Origin of the sequence: Micromonospora sp. WMMD967 (assembly GCF_029626165.1) — a bacterium.
Classification (GTDB): Bacteria; Actinomycetota; Actinomycetes; order Mycobacteriales; family Micromonosporaceae; genus Micromonospora; species Micromonospora taraxaci.
This window is the reverse complement of sequence record NZ_JARUBK010000001.1, coordinates 2,593,975-2,610,383: the sequence shown is the minus strand read 5'-3', so window position 1 is coordinate 2,610,383 and position 16,409 is coordinate 2,593,975. Positions and strand designations below refer to the sequence as shown.

Annotated in this window: 13 protein-coding genes; 5 read left to right on the top strand and 8 right to left on the bottom strand. The window is 70.4% G+C overall.

Translation table 11 applies throughout. The features are described 5' to 3' along the window. Window positions 1-113: 113 nt before the first annotated feature. Together O7631_RS12290 and O7631_RS12285 are read left to right on the top strand one after the other, a co-directional pair. A complete protein-coding gene (locus tag O7631_RS12290; protein ID WP_278144349.1) occupies window positions 114-353 on the top strand; it encodes a hypothetical protein in 240 nt (79 codons plus the stop codon). Between the two features lie 91 nt (window positions 354-444). Further along, window positions 445-705, top strand: coding sequence for a hypothetical protein (locus tag O7631_RS12285; RefSeq protein ID WP_278144348.1), 261 nt, complete (start codon window positions 445-447; stop codon window positions 703-705). A gap of 66 nt (window positions 706-771) precedes the next feature. On the opposite strand, the gene O7631_RS12280 is transcribed toward O7631_RS12285, so the two are convergent. Continuing rightward, window positions 772-4,440, bottom strand: a complete 3,669-nt coding sequence (locus O7631_RS12280; protein ID WP_278144347.1) for a CARDB domain-containing protein — start codon at window positions 4,438-4,440, stop codon at window positions 772-774. 399 nt (window positions 4,441-4,839) lie between these two features. After that, window positions 4,840-5,391, bottom strand: coding sequence for a GNAT family N-acetyltransferase (locus O7631_RS12275; protein WP_278144346.1), 552 nt, complete (start codon window positions 5,389-5,391; stop codon window positions 4,840-4,842). 51 nt (window positions 5,392-5,442) lie between these two features. Here O7631_RS12275 and O7631_RS12270 point away from each other — a divergent pair, with 51 nt between their 5' ends. Further along, window positions 5,443-6,291 (top strand): YhjD/YihY/BrkB family envelope integrity protein, encoded by an 849-nt coding sequence (locus tag O7631_RS12270; protein WP_278144345.1) that lies wholly within the window; start codon window positions 5,443-5,445, stop codon window positions 6,289-6,291. 87 nt (window positions 6,292-6,378) lie between these two features. Here the strand turns inward: O7631_RS12270 and O7631_RS12265 are convergent, their stop codons facing one another. Further along, complete coding sequence (locus O7631_RS12265; RefSeq protein WP_278144344.1) at window positions 6,379-7,542, bottom strand: alkaline phosphatase PhoX; 1,164 nt, start codon at window positions 7,540-7,542, stop codon at window positions 6,379-6,381. A 146-nt stretch (window positions 7,543-7,688) separates the two neighbouring features. Here O7631_RS12265 and O7631_RS12260 point away from each other — a divergent pair, with 146 nt between their 5' ends. Next, complete coding sequence (locus O7631_RS12260; protein WP_278144343.1) at window positions 7,689-9,290, top strand: NAD(P)/FAD-dependent oxidoreductase; 1,602 nt, start codon at window positions 7,689-7,691, stop codon at window positions 9,288-9,290. A gap of 147 nt (window positions 9,291-9,437) precedes the next feature. Here O7631_RS12260 and O7631_RS12255 read toward each other — a convergent pair whose 3' ends face one another. Beyond that, the gene (locus O7631_RS12255; protein ID WP_278147914.1) at window positions 9,438-10,082 is read right to left on the bottom strand and encodes a TMEM175 family protein; all 645 of its coding nucleotides are present in this window, start codon (window positions 10,080-10,082) and stop codon (window positions 9,438-9,440) included. A gap of 187 nt (window positions 10,083-10,269) precedes the next feature. Then, window positions 10,270-11,850: a Rieske 2Fe-2S domain-containing protein gene (locus tag O7631_RS12250; protein ID WP_278144342.1), complete on the bottom strand. Its 1,581-nt coding sequence runs from the start codon at window positions 11,848-11,850 to the stop codon at window positions 10,270-10,272. Window positions 11,851-12,048: 198 nt separating this feature from the next. Between O7631_RS12250 and O7631_RS12245 the strand changes: the two genes are divergently transcribed. After that, a complete protein-coding gene (locus O7631_RS12245) occupies window positions 12,049-12,270 on the top strand; it encodes a DUF2631 domain-containing protein (RefSeq protein WP_088991027.1) in 222 nt (73 codons plus the stop codon). 84 nt (window positions 12,271-12,354) lie between these two features. Here the strand turns inward: O7631_RS12245 and O7631_RS12240 are convergent, their stop codons facing one another. The 3 genes from O7631_RS12240 to O7631_RS12230 form a co-directional block, all read right to left on the bottom strand. Continuing rightward, window positions 12,355-13,539 carry a DivIVA domain-containing protein gene (locus tag O7631_RS12240; RefSeq protein ID WP_278144341.1) on the bottom strand — a complete coding sequence of 395 codons (1,185 nt, stop codon included), beginning with the start codon at window positions 13,537-13,539 and terminating at the stop codon, window positions 12,355-12,357. A gap of 31 nt (window positions 13,540-13,570) precedes the next feature. After that, complete coding sequence (gene rlmN, locus O7631_RS12235; protein WP_278144340.1) at window positions 13,571-14,728, bottom strand: 23S rRNA (adenine(2503)-C(2))-methyltransferase RlmN; 1,158 nt, start codon at window positions 14,726-14,728, stop codon at window positions 13,571-13,573. A gap of 104 nt (window positions 14,729-14,832) precedes the next feature. Next, complete coding sequence (locus tag O7631_RS12230; protein WP_278144339.1) at window positions 14,833-16,287, bottom strand: phosphatidate cytidylyltransferase; 1,455 nt, start codon at window positions 16,285-16,287, stop codon at window positions 14,833-14,835. Window positions 16,288-16,409 lie beyond the last annotated feature (122 nt).

Below are 16,409 nucleotides of genomic sequence, written 5' to 3'. Positions count from 1 at the left end.
CAGCCGGACAACAGATCGGGCCGGTCACCGCCGAGAGCGTTATACCTCAGAGTCATATTTATGACTCTGAGGTATAACGCTCGTCGGGAGGTCGCCGCCCGGACGGGAGAACCATGGGCTCTGTCGACGATCTACCGCTGCCGCCCCACGTCACCATGGAGGACGTCGTGGTGGCGCTGAGGACGGTCACCGTGCACACCCCCGAGCAGTCCGACGGTGCGCGCTGCCGCAAGGACGAGGCAGCACACCCGTGCCGGCTGCACCGCTGGGGCCGTCGCGTCCTGGAGCAGCGCGGCCTGACCGATGAGCAGGTGCGGACGTTGATCGCTGGAGGAACGGTGGCGTTGCCGTGAGCCAGTCACCGGGGGCGGGGCGCACCCGACAACCGACGGCCGCGATGAGCCAGCCACCGAGGTCGGGGAGCGCCCGACAGCGGAGGCCGCGATGACCGCGCCGAGGTGGATCATCCACCTGCCGACCACGCTGACCAGCCTCGACAAGGTGACCGCGCTGGCCGTGGCGCTTCGCGACTCGCTCGGTCACCTGACCGTCGTCGACTTCGGTGAGATCACGCTCAGCGAGGAGGACGCGCAGTTCCTGCGTACCCGAGTGTTCTGTGACGCCCGGCTCGACGGCGCCGGTCGTTGCCGGCGGCGCGATGCCCACGACGGACCCTGCGCTGCGGCGATCGACTCGGCTTCATGAAAGTCGGGGTGTCCGCAGTCCGCGGACACCCCGACTTCAGTGAAACGGTGATGATCAAGCGGCGGACTAGCCGCCGTTGATGACGAACTGCGAGCCCGGCTGGACGACGATGTTGCCGTCGGCCGAGTTGGTGATTGTCACGTTCGTCAGGTTGGCGTTGCCGCGCGCGCCGCTCATCGCGAGGATGCCGGCGCCGTTGTTGGACTTGTCGATCCGCACGTTGGTGATGGCGACGTTCGGCATGTTGCCGCCGCCGTTCTTGAACTGAATGCCGTCGAACGTGGAGTCGATGATGTCGGTGTCGCGGATGGTCACCCCGACGATGTCCCGGGTGGACGGGAATAGGGTGATGGCACCGAACTCCTGGTCCTCGTTCCAGAATGCGCCACCGGTGCGGTAGAGCCCGTTGTTGGCAATCAGCGTCGTGCCGGAGAACGGCAGCGGGTCGTGGTCGGTCGCCAGCATGATGCCCGGGTAGTTGGCGGTGTCGTAGATCAGGTTGTTCTCGATCGAGTTGTCGTAGCCGCCGTAGATGGCGATGCCGTTCGCCCGCCAGGGCAACTGGATGGTGTTGTTGACGAAGTGGTTGTCGTGGGCGATGTCGACGTTGCGGTCCTTGACGTACGGGTTGGCCCAGACGGCGAGCGCGTCGTCACCGGTGGTGCGGAACGACGAGTTGAACACCCGCGAGTTGCGCGTGCCGTTGCTGAAGTTGATGCCGTCGGCGTACGTGTTGCGGATCCGCATGCCGCTGAACTCCAGCCCGTCGGCCGGCCCCCACAGGTCGGGGATGTTGTCGTAGTCGCGGCCGACCCAGACACCCACGTTGGCGTGCTCGATCCACACGTTGCTGATCTTCGTGCCGGTGCCGAAGCGACCGTTCAGACCCACGCCACCCTCGGCGTTGCCGTCACCACCACGAATCCGGCCGGAGCCGAAGATGGCGATGTCGGAGATCTGGGTGTTCTTGTCGATGTCGAAGCCGAAGTTGCCCTCGTGCGGGTGGTTGATGCCGCCCACCACGTTCTGCGGTTCGGTCAGCGTGTACAGCTGTGAGTGCCACATGCCGGCGCCCCGGATCGTGACGTTGCTGATGCCGACCTGGTTGTGCGTACCCCGGTTCAGCGGGTCGTCGGTCAGGATCTTCTGCTCCTGCCGCCACTGGCCGGCGGGGATCCAGACGCAGCCGATGACACCGTTCTGGTCGTCGGTCACCGCCCGCTGGATGGCTGCGGTGTCGTCGAGCCCGTCGTTCGGAATCGCACCGTACGACGTGATCGAGGTGCAGCCGGCCGGCTGGCTCGCCGGGCCTGCCACCTGCTCCAGGTCGATCATGTCGATGACGTAGAACGAGGCGGTGTCACCCGAGTCGCGCTGCAACTTGAAGCGGGTGCCCGCCGGGTACGACTGCGCCAGCAGCGCGTTCGACTCGTCGAAGAGCCGCCGCGCGTCGGCCTGCGGGGTGTTCGTCAGCGCCTCCGGCCCGTCGGTGTTGCCGTAGAGCCAGCTGTGCTTGGACGACAGGGTCAGCTTCCGGGTGAAGACGTCGTTGACGTAGAGGCTGATGGTCGCCTCGATGCCACCGCCACCTGGCGCGTCCGGGATGGAGTTGCGCACCACGATGGCGTTGGCCTGGTTGGCCGAGGTGAACTCGACGAACTGACCGGTGCTGTTGAGCCGCACCGACTTGCGGCCCGAGGACTCGCTCGCGAAGTTGGTGTGGCCGAAGGTCCGCAGCGCGTCGGTCTCCAGCAGCGTGCCCGAGTAGCGACCGGCCTCCGCCTCGTAGGAGACGTACGGGACGGCCGCGCCCCGACCCACCACGATGGACTGGCTGAACGCGTTGTTGGTCTCGTTGGTCTCGGCGACCACGTTGGTGGCGTCAGCGGTGGCGGTGAGGGTGGCACCGCCGCTGGTGGCGGTCCAACTGCCGCTGACGGCCACGGTGACGGTCGCGCCGGCCGCGATCGAGGCGGTGTTGGTGTTGAGCGTGGTGCTGCCCGCCACCAACCGGGTGACAGTTGTCGCGCCGGTCGCTGTGGTGCCCCGGTTGCGGACCGCCACGGTGAAGGTGACGGACGCCCCGACCGCCGGGTTCGGCGGGTTCGAGGCGATGCTGAGCACCTGGAGGTCCGGGCCCGGCGCCTGCGTCACCACAAGTGGCGACGCCGCGGTGAAGCTGTTGTTGCCGTTGTTCTGCTCGACGATCGTGTTCGTCGGGTCGACCACCGCCGAGACGGCGTAACTGCCCATCGGCCGCGTACCGGCGTTGAACGACACGGTGGTCGAGGCGCCCGCGGCGAGTGCGCCCACCGGGGCGCTGCCGACGACCGCGCCGGCCAGGCTGAAGTTGACGGTGGTGGCCCCCGCGGCGGCGGATCCGATGTTCTGCACGACCGCCGACAGGGTTACCGCGCTGGCCTCACTGGGCGACGACGGTGACCAGGTCACCGAGCTGACCACCAGGTCCGGGTTGGGTGCCGGCGTACCGCACACCTCAAGCTCCGCGACCTGCCCGGACGGCGCGCCGGTGTTGCCGGTGAACCGCAACTGCACGTCCGCCGTGGTCGCGCTGACCGGGATGGTCACCACGTTGGCGCCCTGCACGAACTGGTAGGCCGCCGCCGACACCAGACTGGTGTACGACGACGACGCCTGGTCGCGACCGAGGACCTGGATGGTCTGGGTACGGGTGCCCCAGGACGAATCGGGGTTGAGCTTGACGGTGACGGCGGAGATCGAGTGGTTAGCGCCCAGCGCCACCGTCAGGTTCTGCGGGTAGCTGGCCGCGCCCTCCCAGTAGGTGCCGAGCTGCCCGTCGTTCGCCTTGTCCGGGGTGAAGCTGAAGGTGGAGCCGCTCGCGGTCATGCTCTTGCCCTGCGCCACGTTGGTGCAGGCCGGCGGATTGCTGCCGGTCCGGGTGACGGTGTTGCTGGTGCCGGACAGGTTGCCCGCGCCGTCGCGGGCGCGAACGTAGTACGACACGGTGGCCGTGGCCGGCTGGGTGTCCTGGTACGTGAGGACGGTGCCCACTGTCGCGATCAGGTTGCCGCCCCGGTAGACGTTGTAGCCGGCCAGGCCACTGCCACCGGAGTCGGTGGAGGCACCCCAGTTCAGCGTGATCGTGCTGCCCGACGTGCTCTGCGACAGCGTCCCCGGGACGCTCGGCGCGGTGGTGTCCGGGGTGGTGCCGCCGCTGCCGTACACCTCCAGCTCGGAGAGCTGCCCCGCCGGCCAGCCACTGTTCGCGGTGACGGTGATCCGCACGTAGCGGGTGGAGGTCGAACTGAAGTTGATCGTGACTGTGCTGGCGCTCGCCGGGTTGAAGGTGTACGTCTGCGACCCGACCAGATCGGTGAAGGACGTACCGTTCGTGCTGCCCCGCACGCTCAAGGTCTGCGTCCGGGTCGCCCAGCCGTTGGTCGGCAGCTTCAGCACGACCTGGTTGACGCTCTGCGCTGCGCCGAGGTCGACCTGTATCCACTGCGGGAACGCGTTGTTGACGCTCTCCCAGTAGCTGCCGGCGTCGCCGTCGACGACCTTCGACGAGTCGTAGACGTCGGCGTGGCCGCTCTCCTGGGTGGGACGGCCCTGGGCGAGGTTGGTGGCGGCCGGGGCGAAGCCACTGCTCGGCGCTGCCGCCGTGTCGGCGGGGCGGGCGGCGCCGGCTGGGTTCGCGACAGCTGTCGCTCCCGCAGTGGCGATCAGCGTGGCCGCGGCTGTCGCCGCGACCATTCTGAACAGATTCGTTCGTCTCATGACTGTCCTGTCGTCGGGGGACGGTTGCCGCGGGCGGGGGTGACCACGGGTGGGGGTGAGCGGCGGTGCGTCGCCGGCCGGTGAGGTGGGCCGGCGCCGAGGGGGTACCGAGCATCAACGGGCCTCCCCAGGAGGCCCGTTGAATCTTCCGCGTACATGCACAGAACCGTGCATGCCTTTGTCGAAATCTTGCGTTACTTTGACCAAAGGTTACTGACGTGCTACGGGAGCGTCAACACTTCGACCGCTGTAACTATTGACGGAGTTGCCCACTCTCGACTGTCGACAACGCGAAGGAAGGTGCCACCTCCGACGACTGGAGGCGACACCTTCCCCGAACCTGCACGGATCTTGCGTTAGGCCGTAGCGGAACGATCACGCATCTGGCGCCCGCAACACGAACGTCTCCAACAGCTCGCCTCCGTACCAGTCGGTGCGCTGGCCCACGTGCGCCATCCCGAGTCGCCGGCAGACCGCCATCGACGCCTCGTTGCCCGGCGACACCAGGGCGTGGACCTCCGGACCGCCCGCGGCGAACTCCCGAGCCAAGACCGCGGAGGCCGCCTCGGTGGCGTACCCGTGACCCCACGAGTCCGGGTGCAGGTGCCAACCCGTCTCGATCTGCTCGGTGAGCACCGCCTCGTCGATGCCCGGCAGCGGCTTGAGCAGCACCGTGCCCGCCACCTGGCCGGTCTCGCGTACCTCGATCGCCCACGTGCCGTACCGGCCGTCGTCGGCCGCGTGCCGGTCCCGCCAGATCTGCAGCCGCTCGGCCGCCTGGGCCGGGTCGGTCATCGGCAGGCCGGGCGACACGGCCAGCCAGCGGGTGATGTCCGGACGGGAGTAGATGTCGTAGATCCGGGCCAGGTCCGCCGGATCATCGGTCCAATCGCGCAGGATGAGGCGTTCGGTCGTGACAACAGTCATGACCGGCGATCTTAAGGAGTGAGGGCCCGGACGGCGGGGAAGGAGACGGCGATGGGCAACGGATGGCAGCGGGCGAAGCGGATCACCAGCGCCGCGTTCCGCCCGGTGCGCGGGCGGGACCTGTCGCTGCACGCCGCCGCGATCACCTTCTACGGGGCGATCGCCGTGGTGCCGGTCGCCCTCCTGGCGATCTGGCTCACCTCGCTGATGGCCGGGGCCGATCGGGTACGCCGACTCACCTCGCACGCCGTGGAGGCGCTGCCCACCGCCATCGGCGCGCCCCGGGCGGTGGACGCTCTGGTCAACGCCGGAGTGGAGCTGACCCCGCTGCTGGCGCTGGCCTCACTGCTGCCCGCGTCGCTCTACGGCGAGGGTCTGCGCCGGGCCTTCGTGTCGGTCGCCGCGCCCCGTACCGACGAGCACCTGGTCGGCTGGCGGGGCCGGCTGCTGCTGCTGCCGCTGCTCGCGCCGGCCCCCGCGCTGCTGCTGTCGATCCTGCTGGCGCTCCCGCTCACCACCGGCCTCGTACGCCAGGGGGGTTGGCTCGGTGTCCTCGGCGTGGTGCTGTCGTTCCTGGCGGTCTGGCTGGTGCTAACGCCGGTGCTGATGTGGGTGTTCCGGGTGGTCGGGCCGGCCTCACCGGACTGGCTCTCCACGCTCGCGATCGGGTCGTTCACGGCGGCCAACCTCTCCGGCTTCCTGCACGGCTTCGTACTCTTCGCCTCGCTCCCCCTGGACCTGGGGGTGCCGTTCGGTGGCTTCGACGAGATCGGCGCGGGAGTCGCTGTGCTCCTCTGGCTGTACCTGTTCCATGTGATCGTCCTGGCCGGCTACTCCGCCACCCTGGCCCTCTCCCGCTGGCGCACCAACCGCACCGCCCGCACCCCCCAGTCGGGTTGATCAAGAGGTTTGCGTCAGTTTCGCGCCGTCTGCTGACGCAAACCTCTTGATCACCGGGGCGGGGTGGGGGGTGGGGGTGGGGCGGGGTCAGCGGCGGAAGGGGCCGTGGATCTCGTAGGTGATGCCGTTGGCGCCGGCCGACGCACCGGAGGTGCCGCGCTGGGACGAGAAGTACAGGCGGGAGCCGTCCGGCGAGAACGCCGGGCCGGTGATCTCCGACGACGACTGCCCAACGATCCTGAGGAAAGGCGTGACAACGGCGTCCGGACTGATCAAAACGATTTCCATGTTGCCGCCGTCCTCGGCGACGTAGAGGTCACCGGAGGCGGTGCCCGTGATGTTGTCCACCCCGGTCAGCGGTGCCGCGCCCGCCGGCACCAGCGAGTCGTCGTACGCCAGGTCGAGACGCTGGCCGACCGCGTCGTACGCCCAGACCCGGTTGTCGCCCTTCGTGGTGAACCAGCAGGTACCCCTGTCGTACCAGCAACCCTCGCCACCGTCGAAGTGCTTCGCCGCGCCCACCTGGAGCCGAGTGGGGATCGGGAAGCCGTCCCGGTCCGGCACGTCCCGCCAGGTGACCGGCCCGGCGACCTGGTCGGCCGGCGCGCAGAGCACCTGCACCCGACCGGTACGCAGGTCACCCCAGGTGTCCGGCACGAAGCGGTAGAAGCAGCCGTCCTCCTCGTCCTCGGTCAGGTAGACCACCCGGCGGTCCGGGTCGCACGCTGCGGCCTCGTGGGTGAACCGGCCCATCCGGGTCCGCTCCTCGGCCGACCGGCTGCCGTCCGGCCACGTCTCGAAGACCCGACCGAGGGGCACCTCCTCGCACGACAGCCAGGTGCCCCACGGGGTCGCCCCACCGGCGCAGTTGACGTTCGTGCCGCCGAGGATCCGGTACGCCGAGACGACCGAGCCATCGGCGGCGAAGCGGACCGCCGACGCGCCCCCGACGAACGGCACCTCGGAGTTCGACACGTAGATCCAGCCGTCGCCGGCGGGAAAACAGGCGCCGCCGTCCGGAGCCCAGTGCCAGAGGTACGAGGTGCCGGCGACCCGTTGACCGGACCGGGCGACCACCCGGCTGGTGAAACCGGCCGGCAACTGGATGCCGTTGACGTCGGCCGCCAGCAGGTCCCCGTACGGGCCGGGGCCGGGCTGGGCGGGGGCGGCCAGGGCGGCGCCGGCCCAGAGGCTGCCGGAGAAGGCGGCCGCGCCGGCGACGGCGGAGCGCAGGACGGTACGACGGTCCATCGGTGAACCTCCCGGAGTGGTCGATGCCCCATCGACGGTAGGACCGCAGCGGCATCGATCACAGCCGCTGCCCGGTGAACGAGGGGTGACGGCTGGGCGGGCGTTGGGCTGCCCGGGGCCGGCGGAGCGGACTAGGCTGCCCCGGCATGAGCAGTGAGATTCCGGCCCGCGCCGACGTCGTGATCGTCGGTGCCGGGCACAACGGCCTGGTCTCCGCAGTCCTGCTGGCCCGCGCCGGACTGGACGTCCTGGTGCTGGAGGCCGCTGACGTGCTCGGCGGCGCGACCCGCACCGAGAACCCGTTCCCGAAGGTGCCGGGGCTGCGCCACTCCACCGGCTCGTACCTGCTCGGGCTGATGCCCCCGGAACTGCTCACCACCCTCGACGTGCGGATCCCGGTGCTGCGCCGCGACCCGCACTACTTCCTGCCCACGCCGGGCGGCATCGGCTCGCCGTACCTGCTGTTCGGCAGTGACACCGCCGCGACCCGGGCCCAGCTCACCGAGTTCTTCTCCCCCGCCGACGTGGCCGCCGACGACGCCATGCAGGCCGAGCTGGCGGCGCTGCGGGAGGACCTCGCCCCGGCCTGGCTGGCCGAGCCGCTGAGCGCCCAGGAGACCGCCGAGCGGCACGTCCGACCGGCCCTGCGGCAGGTCTTCGTCGACCTCGTCCAGGGTTCGGTAGCCGACTACCTGGCCCGGTTCGAGTTCCGCTCCGAGCTGCTGGTCAGCATGTACGCGGTCACCGACGGGCTGTCCGGCCTCAACGCCGGCCCGGACGACCCCGGCACCGGCCACAACTTCCTCGTGCACAACATGTGCCGACTTCCCGGCTCGGGCGGCACCTGGATGATCGCCGAGGGCGGGATGGGCACCGTCTCGCGGACGTTCGCCGAGGCCGCCCGCGCCGCAGGGGCGACCATCCTGACCGGTACGCCGGTGAGCGCGGTGACGGTGGACGGCGGCGCGGCCAGCGGTGTCGTACTGGCCGACGGCCGACAGGTCGCCGCCCCTGTGGTGCTCGGCGCGTGCGACCCGTACCGGCTGATGGACCTGCTGCCCGACGGCGCGCTCCCGGCGCCACTCGGCGAACGGATGGCGGCGGTCCGCCGCCCCGGCACCACCCTCAAGCTCAACCTGGCGCTCACCGGACTGCCCCGGTTCTCCTGCCTGCCGGCCGGCACGCCGAGCCCGTTCGGCTCGACCATCCACCTGCTCCCCGGCTCCGCCTCGCTGGTCGGCGGGGAGGCCACCTCACCGATGACCGCGCTGCGGGCGATGTGGGCGGACGTGCAGGCCGGACGACTGCCGGCCGAGCCGACCATCGAGTGGTACCTGCACACCACCGTCGACCCGTCGCTCTCCGACGCCGCCGGGCACCACTCGTCGGCGCTGTTCGTCCAGTCGGTCCCCTACCAGCTGGCCGGCACGACCTGGGACGCGGAACTGCCCGGCTACGTCGACCGGCTGGTCGATATCGTCGAGCGGTACGCCCCGGGCACCGGTGCCCTGATCGCCGACGCCGTGCCCCTGCCCCCGCCCGGCATCGAGGAGCACTTCGGCATCACCGGTGGGCACATCCACCACGTCGACAACACTGTCTCGTTCACCGACCGGATGCCCTACGCCACCGGGATCGACGGCGTGTACGCGGGCAGCGCGGGCTGCCACCCGGCCGGCAGCGTCATCGGCGCCGCCGGCCACAACGCCGCCCGCCGGATCCTCGCGGACCTAGGGCCTGTTTCATAAGAACTGGCCGGCCTGCGGCGGGCCCGGACGACGCCCGGCGGCGTTGCGGTTTCGTCCGGATACAACACCGGTATCCGGACGAAACCGCGCCTTGCCGGATCGCCGCCCGGACTCCGCCTCGGCTCGACCGCCCTTATGAAACAGGCCCTAGGGCATTGAGGCCTCTTCGGTCCGGTACGCGTACGGCCGTAGGTCACCGGGGCCACCGATGAGGTAGAAGGCGACCAACAGGAGGTACGCGCAGAGGCTCAGGATCGGGTTGACGAAGACGGTGGCGAACGCGACCAGGTAGAGCAGGGGCTTCAGCCGGACCCGCCGGGCGATCGCCCGCGCCAGCCGGGGATCCAGGTCGGCGTGCAGCAGCCCGGCGCGGCGGGCCCACCACCAGCTCAGGTTGACGAAGATCGCCTCACCGAGCACGGTGCCGAGGTAGAGGGCGGCGGTCAGCCGCTGCTCGGTGGCGCTGCCCCGCAGATTGTCCGACAACAGGTCGGCGGTGAACGGGATGGTGGCGATGAAGAGCAGCACGAGCAGGTTGAGCACCAACAGCATCTGGTCGACCCGGACCACGTACCGCCAGATGTTGTGGTGGGCGATCCAGACCTGACCGGCGATCCCGAAGGTGATCACGTACGCCAGGTAGGACGGCCAGGCGTCGGCGAGGGCCTCGGGGAGCTCCCTCCCGCCCACCCGGGCCGGGCCGGTCTGGAGCAGCTCGACGGCCATCACCGTCAGGACGACCCCGAAGACCCCGTCGCTGAACGTCTCCACCCGCGCCGCGTCCCGGGCCATCTCCCGGCCGCGCCCGTACCGGTACGAACCCTGTCGCGCGTCCGCGCCCGCCACGCCGCCCCACTCTCAATGGTGTCCGGTAGCTACCGGACTGCGGCTTTCACCGCCCTCCACTGCATCGTGGCGTATCGGGGGGTCGGGCGGACGCGGATCGGCTGGGCGCCACCTCAGGCGCCCGGCTGGCAGGTCAGCTGAGCGCCTCCCCGGCCGGGGCCGGGGTCTCCGCGTCCACCCGGTGGGCGCGCACCTTGTGGCCGACGCTGGTCAGGCAGCGGCCGGACGGCAGGTCGAAGCGCCAACCATGCAGCTGGCAGGTGAGCTGGTCACCCTCGACGATGCCGAAGCGGGTCAGGTCGGCCTTCAGGTGCGGGCAGCGCCGCTGCACCACCCAGTCGCCCAGCGTGATGTCCTCGGCGTCGGTGGTGCGCTCGTGCTCGTCGTACCAGCCCTCGGCGTACTGGAGACGCTCCTCCGAAAGGCACTTGAAGAACGCGTAGACGAACTCGTTGTACTGACCGATCCGCGCCGCCGAGAACCGGCAGGACAGGAAGAGAGAGTTGACCCAGTCCACCTCGTCGATGAAGAGCAGGTGCTCGATCAACGACCGCTCGGTCCGGAACCGGTAGCGGACCTTCTCGTCGGCGTATGGCCGGACCTCCTTGCCGGGGAAGTCCACCACGATCGACTCGACGCTCTCGCCGTCGTACCCGACCAGGTCGAAACGGACCGGACCACCCACGCCCTTGGCCAGGTAGATCGACTCGTCGAGCAGCGGCTCGATCCGACGCTTCATCTCGCCGAGCACGTCCACCTCGGGGTGCCGCCAGGACGCCTTCTCCGCCTCGATGACCGGGCGCTTACGCTCGCGCATCTCCTCCAGGTGGGCGACCTTGTTCGCGAAGAACTCCTCCACCGGCACCGGGTGGGTGGTGCTCGCGCCCTCGGTGGTGACCTCGGCGACGCTGCCCGGCAGCAGCACGATCCCGTTGGTGCCGCCGACCTTCGCGTACTCGCTGAGGAAGACCGACTGGTCGGGGAAGATGTTGCCCTCGTCGCCGTGGATGTCGTTGAACTGCCACAGCTCGTCGTCGAGGAAGCAGGGCGGGCCGGCGATCGGGAAGACGTGGTCGGCCTTCAGGTCGTCGATGTAGCGCCACGTCCGGTCGAACTGCCGGTCACGCTTCTGCTTGCCGAACGCGGTCTTCGCCGCCTGCGGCAGCTCGTAGACCATCGGGTACCAGATCGCGCCGGAGAACTGGAGCAGGTGCGCGTGCACGTGCCCCAGCTCGGCGAAGACGCTCAGGTCGGTCGGACGGGCGTCGTTCTGGTTGAGCAGCCGCACCCCGTCGTACTCGACCCAGAGCGACGAGTCGCCGATCGGACCGTCGGTCGGGCTGGTCAACGCCTGGATCATGATCTTCAGGCCGCCGGGCAGCTCCACGACCTGCTCGTTGGGCGCCTTCAGGAACTTGGTGAAGCCCAGCGCCCGGAACTCGTCCTCCATCTCCGAGGTGGGGAACTCGGGCAGCAGGACGGTGGCGTCCTTCGAGACGAAGTCCCGTAGGTGCTTCGCGTCGAAGTGGTCCCGGTGCAGGTGGGAGACGTACAGGTAGTCGACCTGGCCCAGGCTCTCCCAGTCGAGCAGGGAATTGTCCGGGAAGGGGAACCACGAGGCGAAGTACGCCGGATTGACCCACGGGTCGCACAGGATGCTGCCCGCGGCCGTGTCGATCCGCATGCTGGCGTGCCCGGTTCCGGTCACTCGCACCGCACAGTCCCCCTCAAACAGACAATCAGGTGTACGCCAAACGCTACCGGAGTGAGTCTGACCGTCGCCCCGCGACGCCGGTAGTGCCGTCCGGCCCTGGCAGACAGAGCCTGATGGCCAGGAAACCCCCACCTCGCCGCCCCGAGCGGGAGGCGTGCCAGACTAACCAAAGATCCGATCGCGAGGGAAGGACCGACAGTGGCAGGAAGCGAGCCGGTAACGTCGCCAGACCAGCACAAGCCCGGGCACCGCAAAGCCGGGCAGATCGGCGCGGTGCTGTCGGCGCTGGCGCTGCTGGCGATGATCTGCGGCAACCACGAGGGCAGGGTCGAGGACCTCTGGCTGATCGGCCTGGCCGCACTGCTGCTGATCATCGTGATCGGCGACATCGTGCTGCGCCGCAGCGGTCTGCGCTCCTGACCCGACCGTCCGCCGGACGACCGGCCGACGTACGCCGAGGGCCCGCCCCCACCCGGGGACGGGCCCTCGTCCGTACGCGTCGGGTCAGCGCCCGAAGAGAATGTCCTGCACGTCCTTGAGCGCGGCGTCCACCTCGGCCTCGAAGTAGCCGCCCGGAACCAGCCCGAACCGCAGCGTGTCGAGGTCCTTCGGGTCGACCGGCATCGGATTGCGGCGCTGCATCCCACCCAGCAGGGTTTCGAAGAACCGGTCCACCTGGTCGGGGTCGTACCCGCTGCCGAACCGACGGACCTGGAAGCTACGGCGGATCTGGTCGACCCGGTACAGGTCGCTGCCGGGAGGACCGGCCATCGGCGGACCGACCATCGGGGGGCCGCCCATCGGAGGGCCGGCGACAGCGGGCGGACCGGCCATCGGCGGGCCACCCATGCCCTGCTGGGGCAGCTGAGGCGGACCAGCCGGGCCCCGGCGCATGTCACGCAGGTCCCGCTCCGGCATCCGGATCTCGGCGGTCATGTCGGTGCGGCCGTGGCGACCGGCCTCGAAGCCGTCGAAACGCGGCTCGTCCGGCGGGCCGTACCCCCCGGGGGCGCGCTGGTCGTCCTGGCCGTAACCACCCGGGGCGCGCTGGTCGTCCTGGCCGTAACCACCCGGCGCGCGCTGGTCGTCCTGGCCGTAGCCGGACGGGCCGGCGGGGAGACCGCGTGGCGGAGCGCCGTGGCCACCCATCGGACCGGGCCCCATCGGACCGCCAGGGCCCATCGGACCACCGGGGCCCATCGGGCCGGGACCGGCCGGGCCACGCTGGGCGTCGTAACCGCCGCGAGGGCCGTCGTACCCACCCGCGAAGGCGCCGGTCGGCTCGTCGTAGCGGCCGTAACGGTCGGCGGGCGGGCCAGCCTGCGCGGGCATCGGACGCGGCGGCATCGGCGGAGCCATGCCCCGCTCGTCGCGCATCGGCGGCCCCATCCGGTCCGGTGGGCCCAACCGGTCAGCCATCCGGGGGTCGCCACCGCGCCCGCTGTTGCGCTCCTCCAACTCGGCCAGCTGCCGCTCCACCCGGTCCAGGTGAAGGTCGACCTGCCACTCGTCGTAGCCGTTGAAGCGGACCCGGAAGACGACGTCGTGGACCTCCTGGGAGGCCACCGGCGCACCGACCTGTCGGCCGTCGAGCGTCGCCTCGACCCGGTCGAGGAAGGCATCCACCTCGTCGACCTTGTATCCCCGGCGGAGCGCCTTGCGCCGGAAACGCTGACCCTGACTCGCCACTATGTCTCCTGGTCTCGTTCGCCACGCCCGGTCACGCCGGTGCCTCTCCGGCGCGGTCGGTGTTGGTGTCGTTGTCCTCGGCGGCGGCGAGCTGGCCACACGCGCCGTCGATCTCGCGACCTCGGGTGTCCCGTACGGTGGTGGACACCCCGGCGTCGCGCAACCGCCGGACGAACTCCCGCTCGACCGGCTTCGGGCTCGCGTCCCAGCGACTGCCCGGCGTCGGATTGAGCGGAATGAGGTTCACGTGGGTCAATTTGCCGGCCAGCAGCCGTCCGAGGAGGTCGGCCCGCCAGGGCTGGTCGTTCACGTCCTTGATCATCGCGTACTCGATCGACACGCGACGGCCCGTCCGGGCGGCGTAGTCCCACGCTGCGTCCAGCACCTCGGCTACCTTCCAGCGCTGGTTTACCGGCACGAGTTCGTCGCGCAGATCATCATCGGGCGCGTGCAACGACAGCGCAAGGGTCACAGAGAGGTCTTCGCTGGCCAGTCGGCGGATGGCCGGAACCAGGCCGACCGTGGAAACGGTGATGTGCCGCTGGGACAGGCCGAGCCCTTCCGGAGCAGGGCTGACCAGGCGACGGATCGCCGCGATGACCCGGTTGTAGTTGGCCAGCGGCTCGCCCATGCCCATGAAGACGACACGCGACAGCCGCGGCGGTGACCCGGCGACCACGCCGGAGGCGGCCACCCCGGCCATGTACACCGCCTGGTCGACGATCTCCGCCGTGGACAGGTTGCGGGTCAACCCGGCCTGGCCGGTGGCGCAGAACGGGCACGCCATGCCACAACCCGCCTGGCTGGAGATGCAGACGGTGACCCGGTCCGGGTAACCCATCAGCACGCTCTCCACCAGCGCACCGTCGTGCAGCCGCCAGAGCGCCTTGCGGGTCGCGCCGTCGTCACAGGCGAGCTCGCGCACCGGGGTGAGCAGCCTGGGCATCAACTGCTCGGACAGCCGCTCCCGGGTCGCCGCCGGCAGGTCGGTCATGGCCTGCGGGTCGCGGACCAGCCGCCCGAAGTAGTGGTTCGACACCTGCTTCGCGCGGAACGCAGGCTCACCCAACTCGGTGACCAGCGCCTGGCGACCGGCCAGGTCCAGATCGGCGAGGTGCTTCGGCGGCATGGAGGCCCGGCGCGCGGCGGGGGCATCCGAGATGGCGGGGATCAACGGCAGGCTCGTCATGGCTGGTCCAGTGTGTCACGCCGTCGGCGGCAGGTGCCGATCCGGAGGTGCCGAACGGGCCGCGACCCCCGCAGCCGGATGACCGGAACGCCGTGATCCATGCCTCAGTTCACCACCGGCACCAGGACGGCCAGCAACAGGTAGGCGGTCGGCACCGCGAAGAGGATCGAGTCCAGTCGGTCCATCAGACCACCGTGGCCGGGCAGCAGGTTGCTCATGTCCTTGACGCCGAGATCCCGCTTGATCATCGACTCGGCCAGGTCACCGAGGACCGCCGCGCAGGACACCGCCACCCCGAACAGCGCACCCCACCAGGGAGCCACCTCGAACATCAGCCACAGCAGCAACGCGCTGCCCAGGGCCGCCGCGGTGACCGAGCCGGCGAAGCCCTCCCAGGACTTCTTCGGGCTGATCGACGGGGCCATCGGGTGCTTGCCGAACGAGACGCCGGCCGCGTACCCGCCGGTGTCGGAGAGGACCACCGCGACCAGGGTGGCCAGGATCCGCATCCAACCGTCGTCGGGAGCCGCCGCCAGCAACGCCGCGAAACCGGCGAGGAACGGCACGTAGACGGCGATCAGGGTGGCCGCCGTGAGGTCCCGCTGGAAACCGGTCGGACCGTCACCGAGCCGCCAGATCATCGTGCCCAGCACGGTGACGAGCAGCCCCAGGCTGAGCGCGTCCGGGCCGGCGAACCAGGCCAGGCCGACGGTCAGCACCCCGCCGGCGATCAACGGCACCAAGGGTGGATGGGCGCCGCTGCGTCGGACCGCGCGGGCCATCTCCCAGATGCCCACGGCGACGGCACCGGCGATCACCGGCAGGAACGCCAACGGGTAGAACACCAGCGGCACCACGATCAACGCGCCGAGCCCCAGCCCGACCCCGATCGCCGCCGGAAGATTACGGCCGGCCCGTCCGTTGCCGACCTGCTGCGTGGGCGGTCGATCGAGGCTGGCCCGACGCCGACCCTTCGTCCGTCGACCGGCCGGCGGCTCCGGCTCGTCCACCGGCTCCGGGTCCGGCAACAGCTCGGCACCGATCGGCGCGAGCTGCGCGGTCGGGTACGTGTCGTCGTCGAAGCGGACCGGAGCGTCGAACGGCTCGGGCTCGTCGTACCGGGCGGGCTCGTCGTACCGGGCGGGCTCGTCGTACCGGGCGGGCTCGTCGTACCGCTCCGGGCGGGTGGGGGCGCCGTCCGGGCCGACGGGCGCACGATCACCGGGCCAGCCGGAGCGGCCCCTGTCGTCGTACCGGTCGGGTTGGTTTCGGTCGTCGTCGCGCCGGTCCCGGTCGTCGAAGCGATCGCGCCGGTCACGGTCGTCGAAACGGTCCCGGTCGTCCGGGCGGACCGCACGGCCGCGCTCGTCGTACGGGCCCGTCGGATGTGGCTCGGCGTACGGCCGGGTGGGCGGGTCGGCGTACAGCTCGGGGCCGGCGGTCGGACCGCGGCTCCACTGGCCGGCGTCCAACTCCTGGTCGGGCCAGGGCAGCGCCACCGGGCGCTCCGGGCGGTCCCAGCCGCGAGGCTCGCTGCCGTAGGGGTCGGGGCGGGACATCACGCACCGCGACGGGGCGCGAGAACCACCACATGACGCACGACCACAAGCATCCCCTACACGCGCGATGTTCTCCGGTTGACCGCCTCGACGGTCGGTCGACTCCCCTGGTTCACCACCCG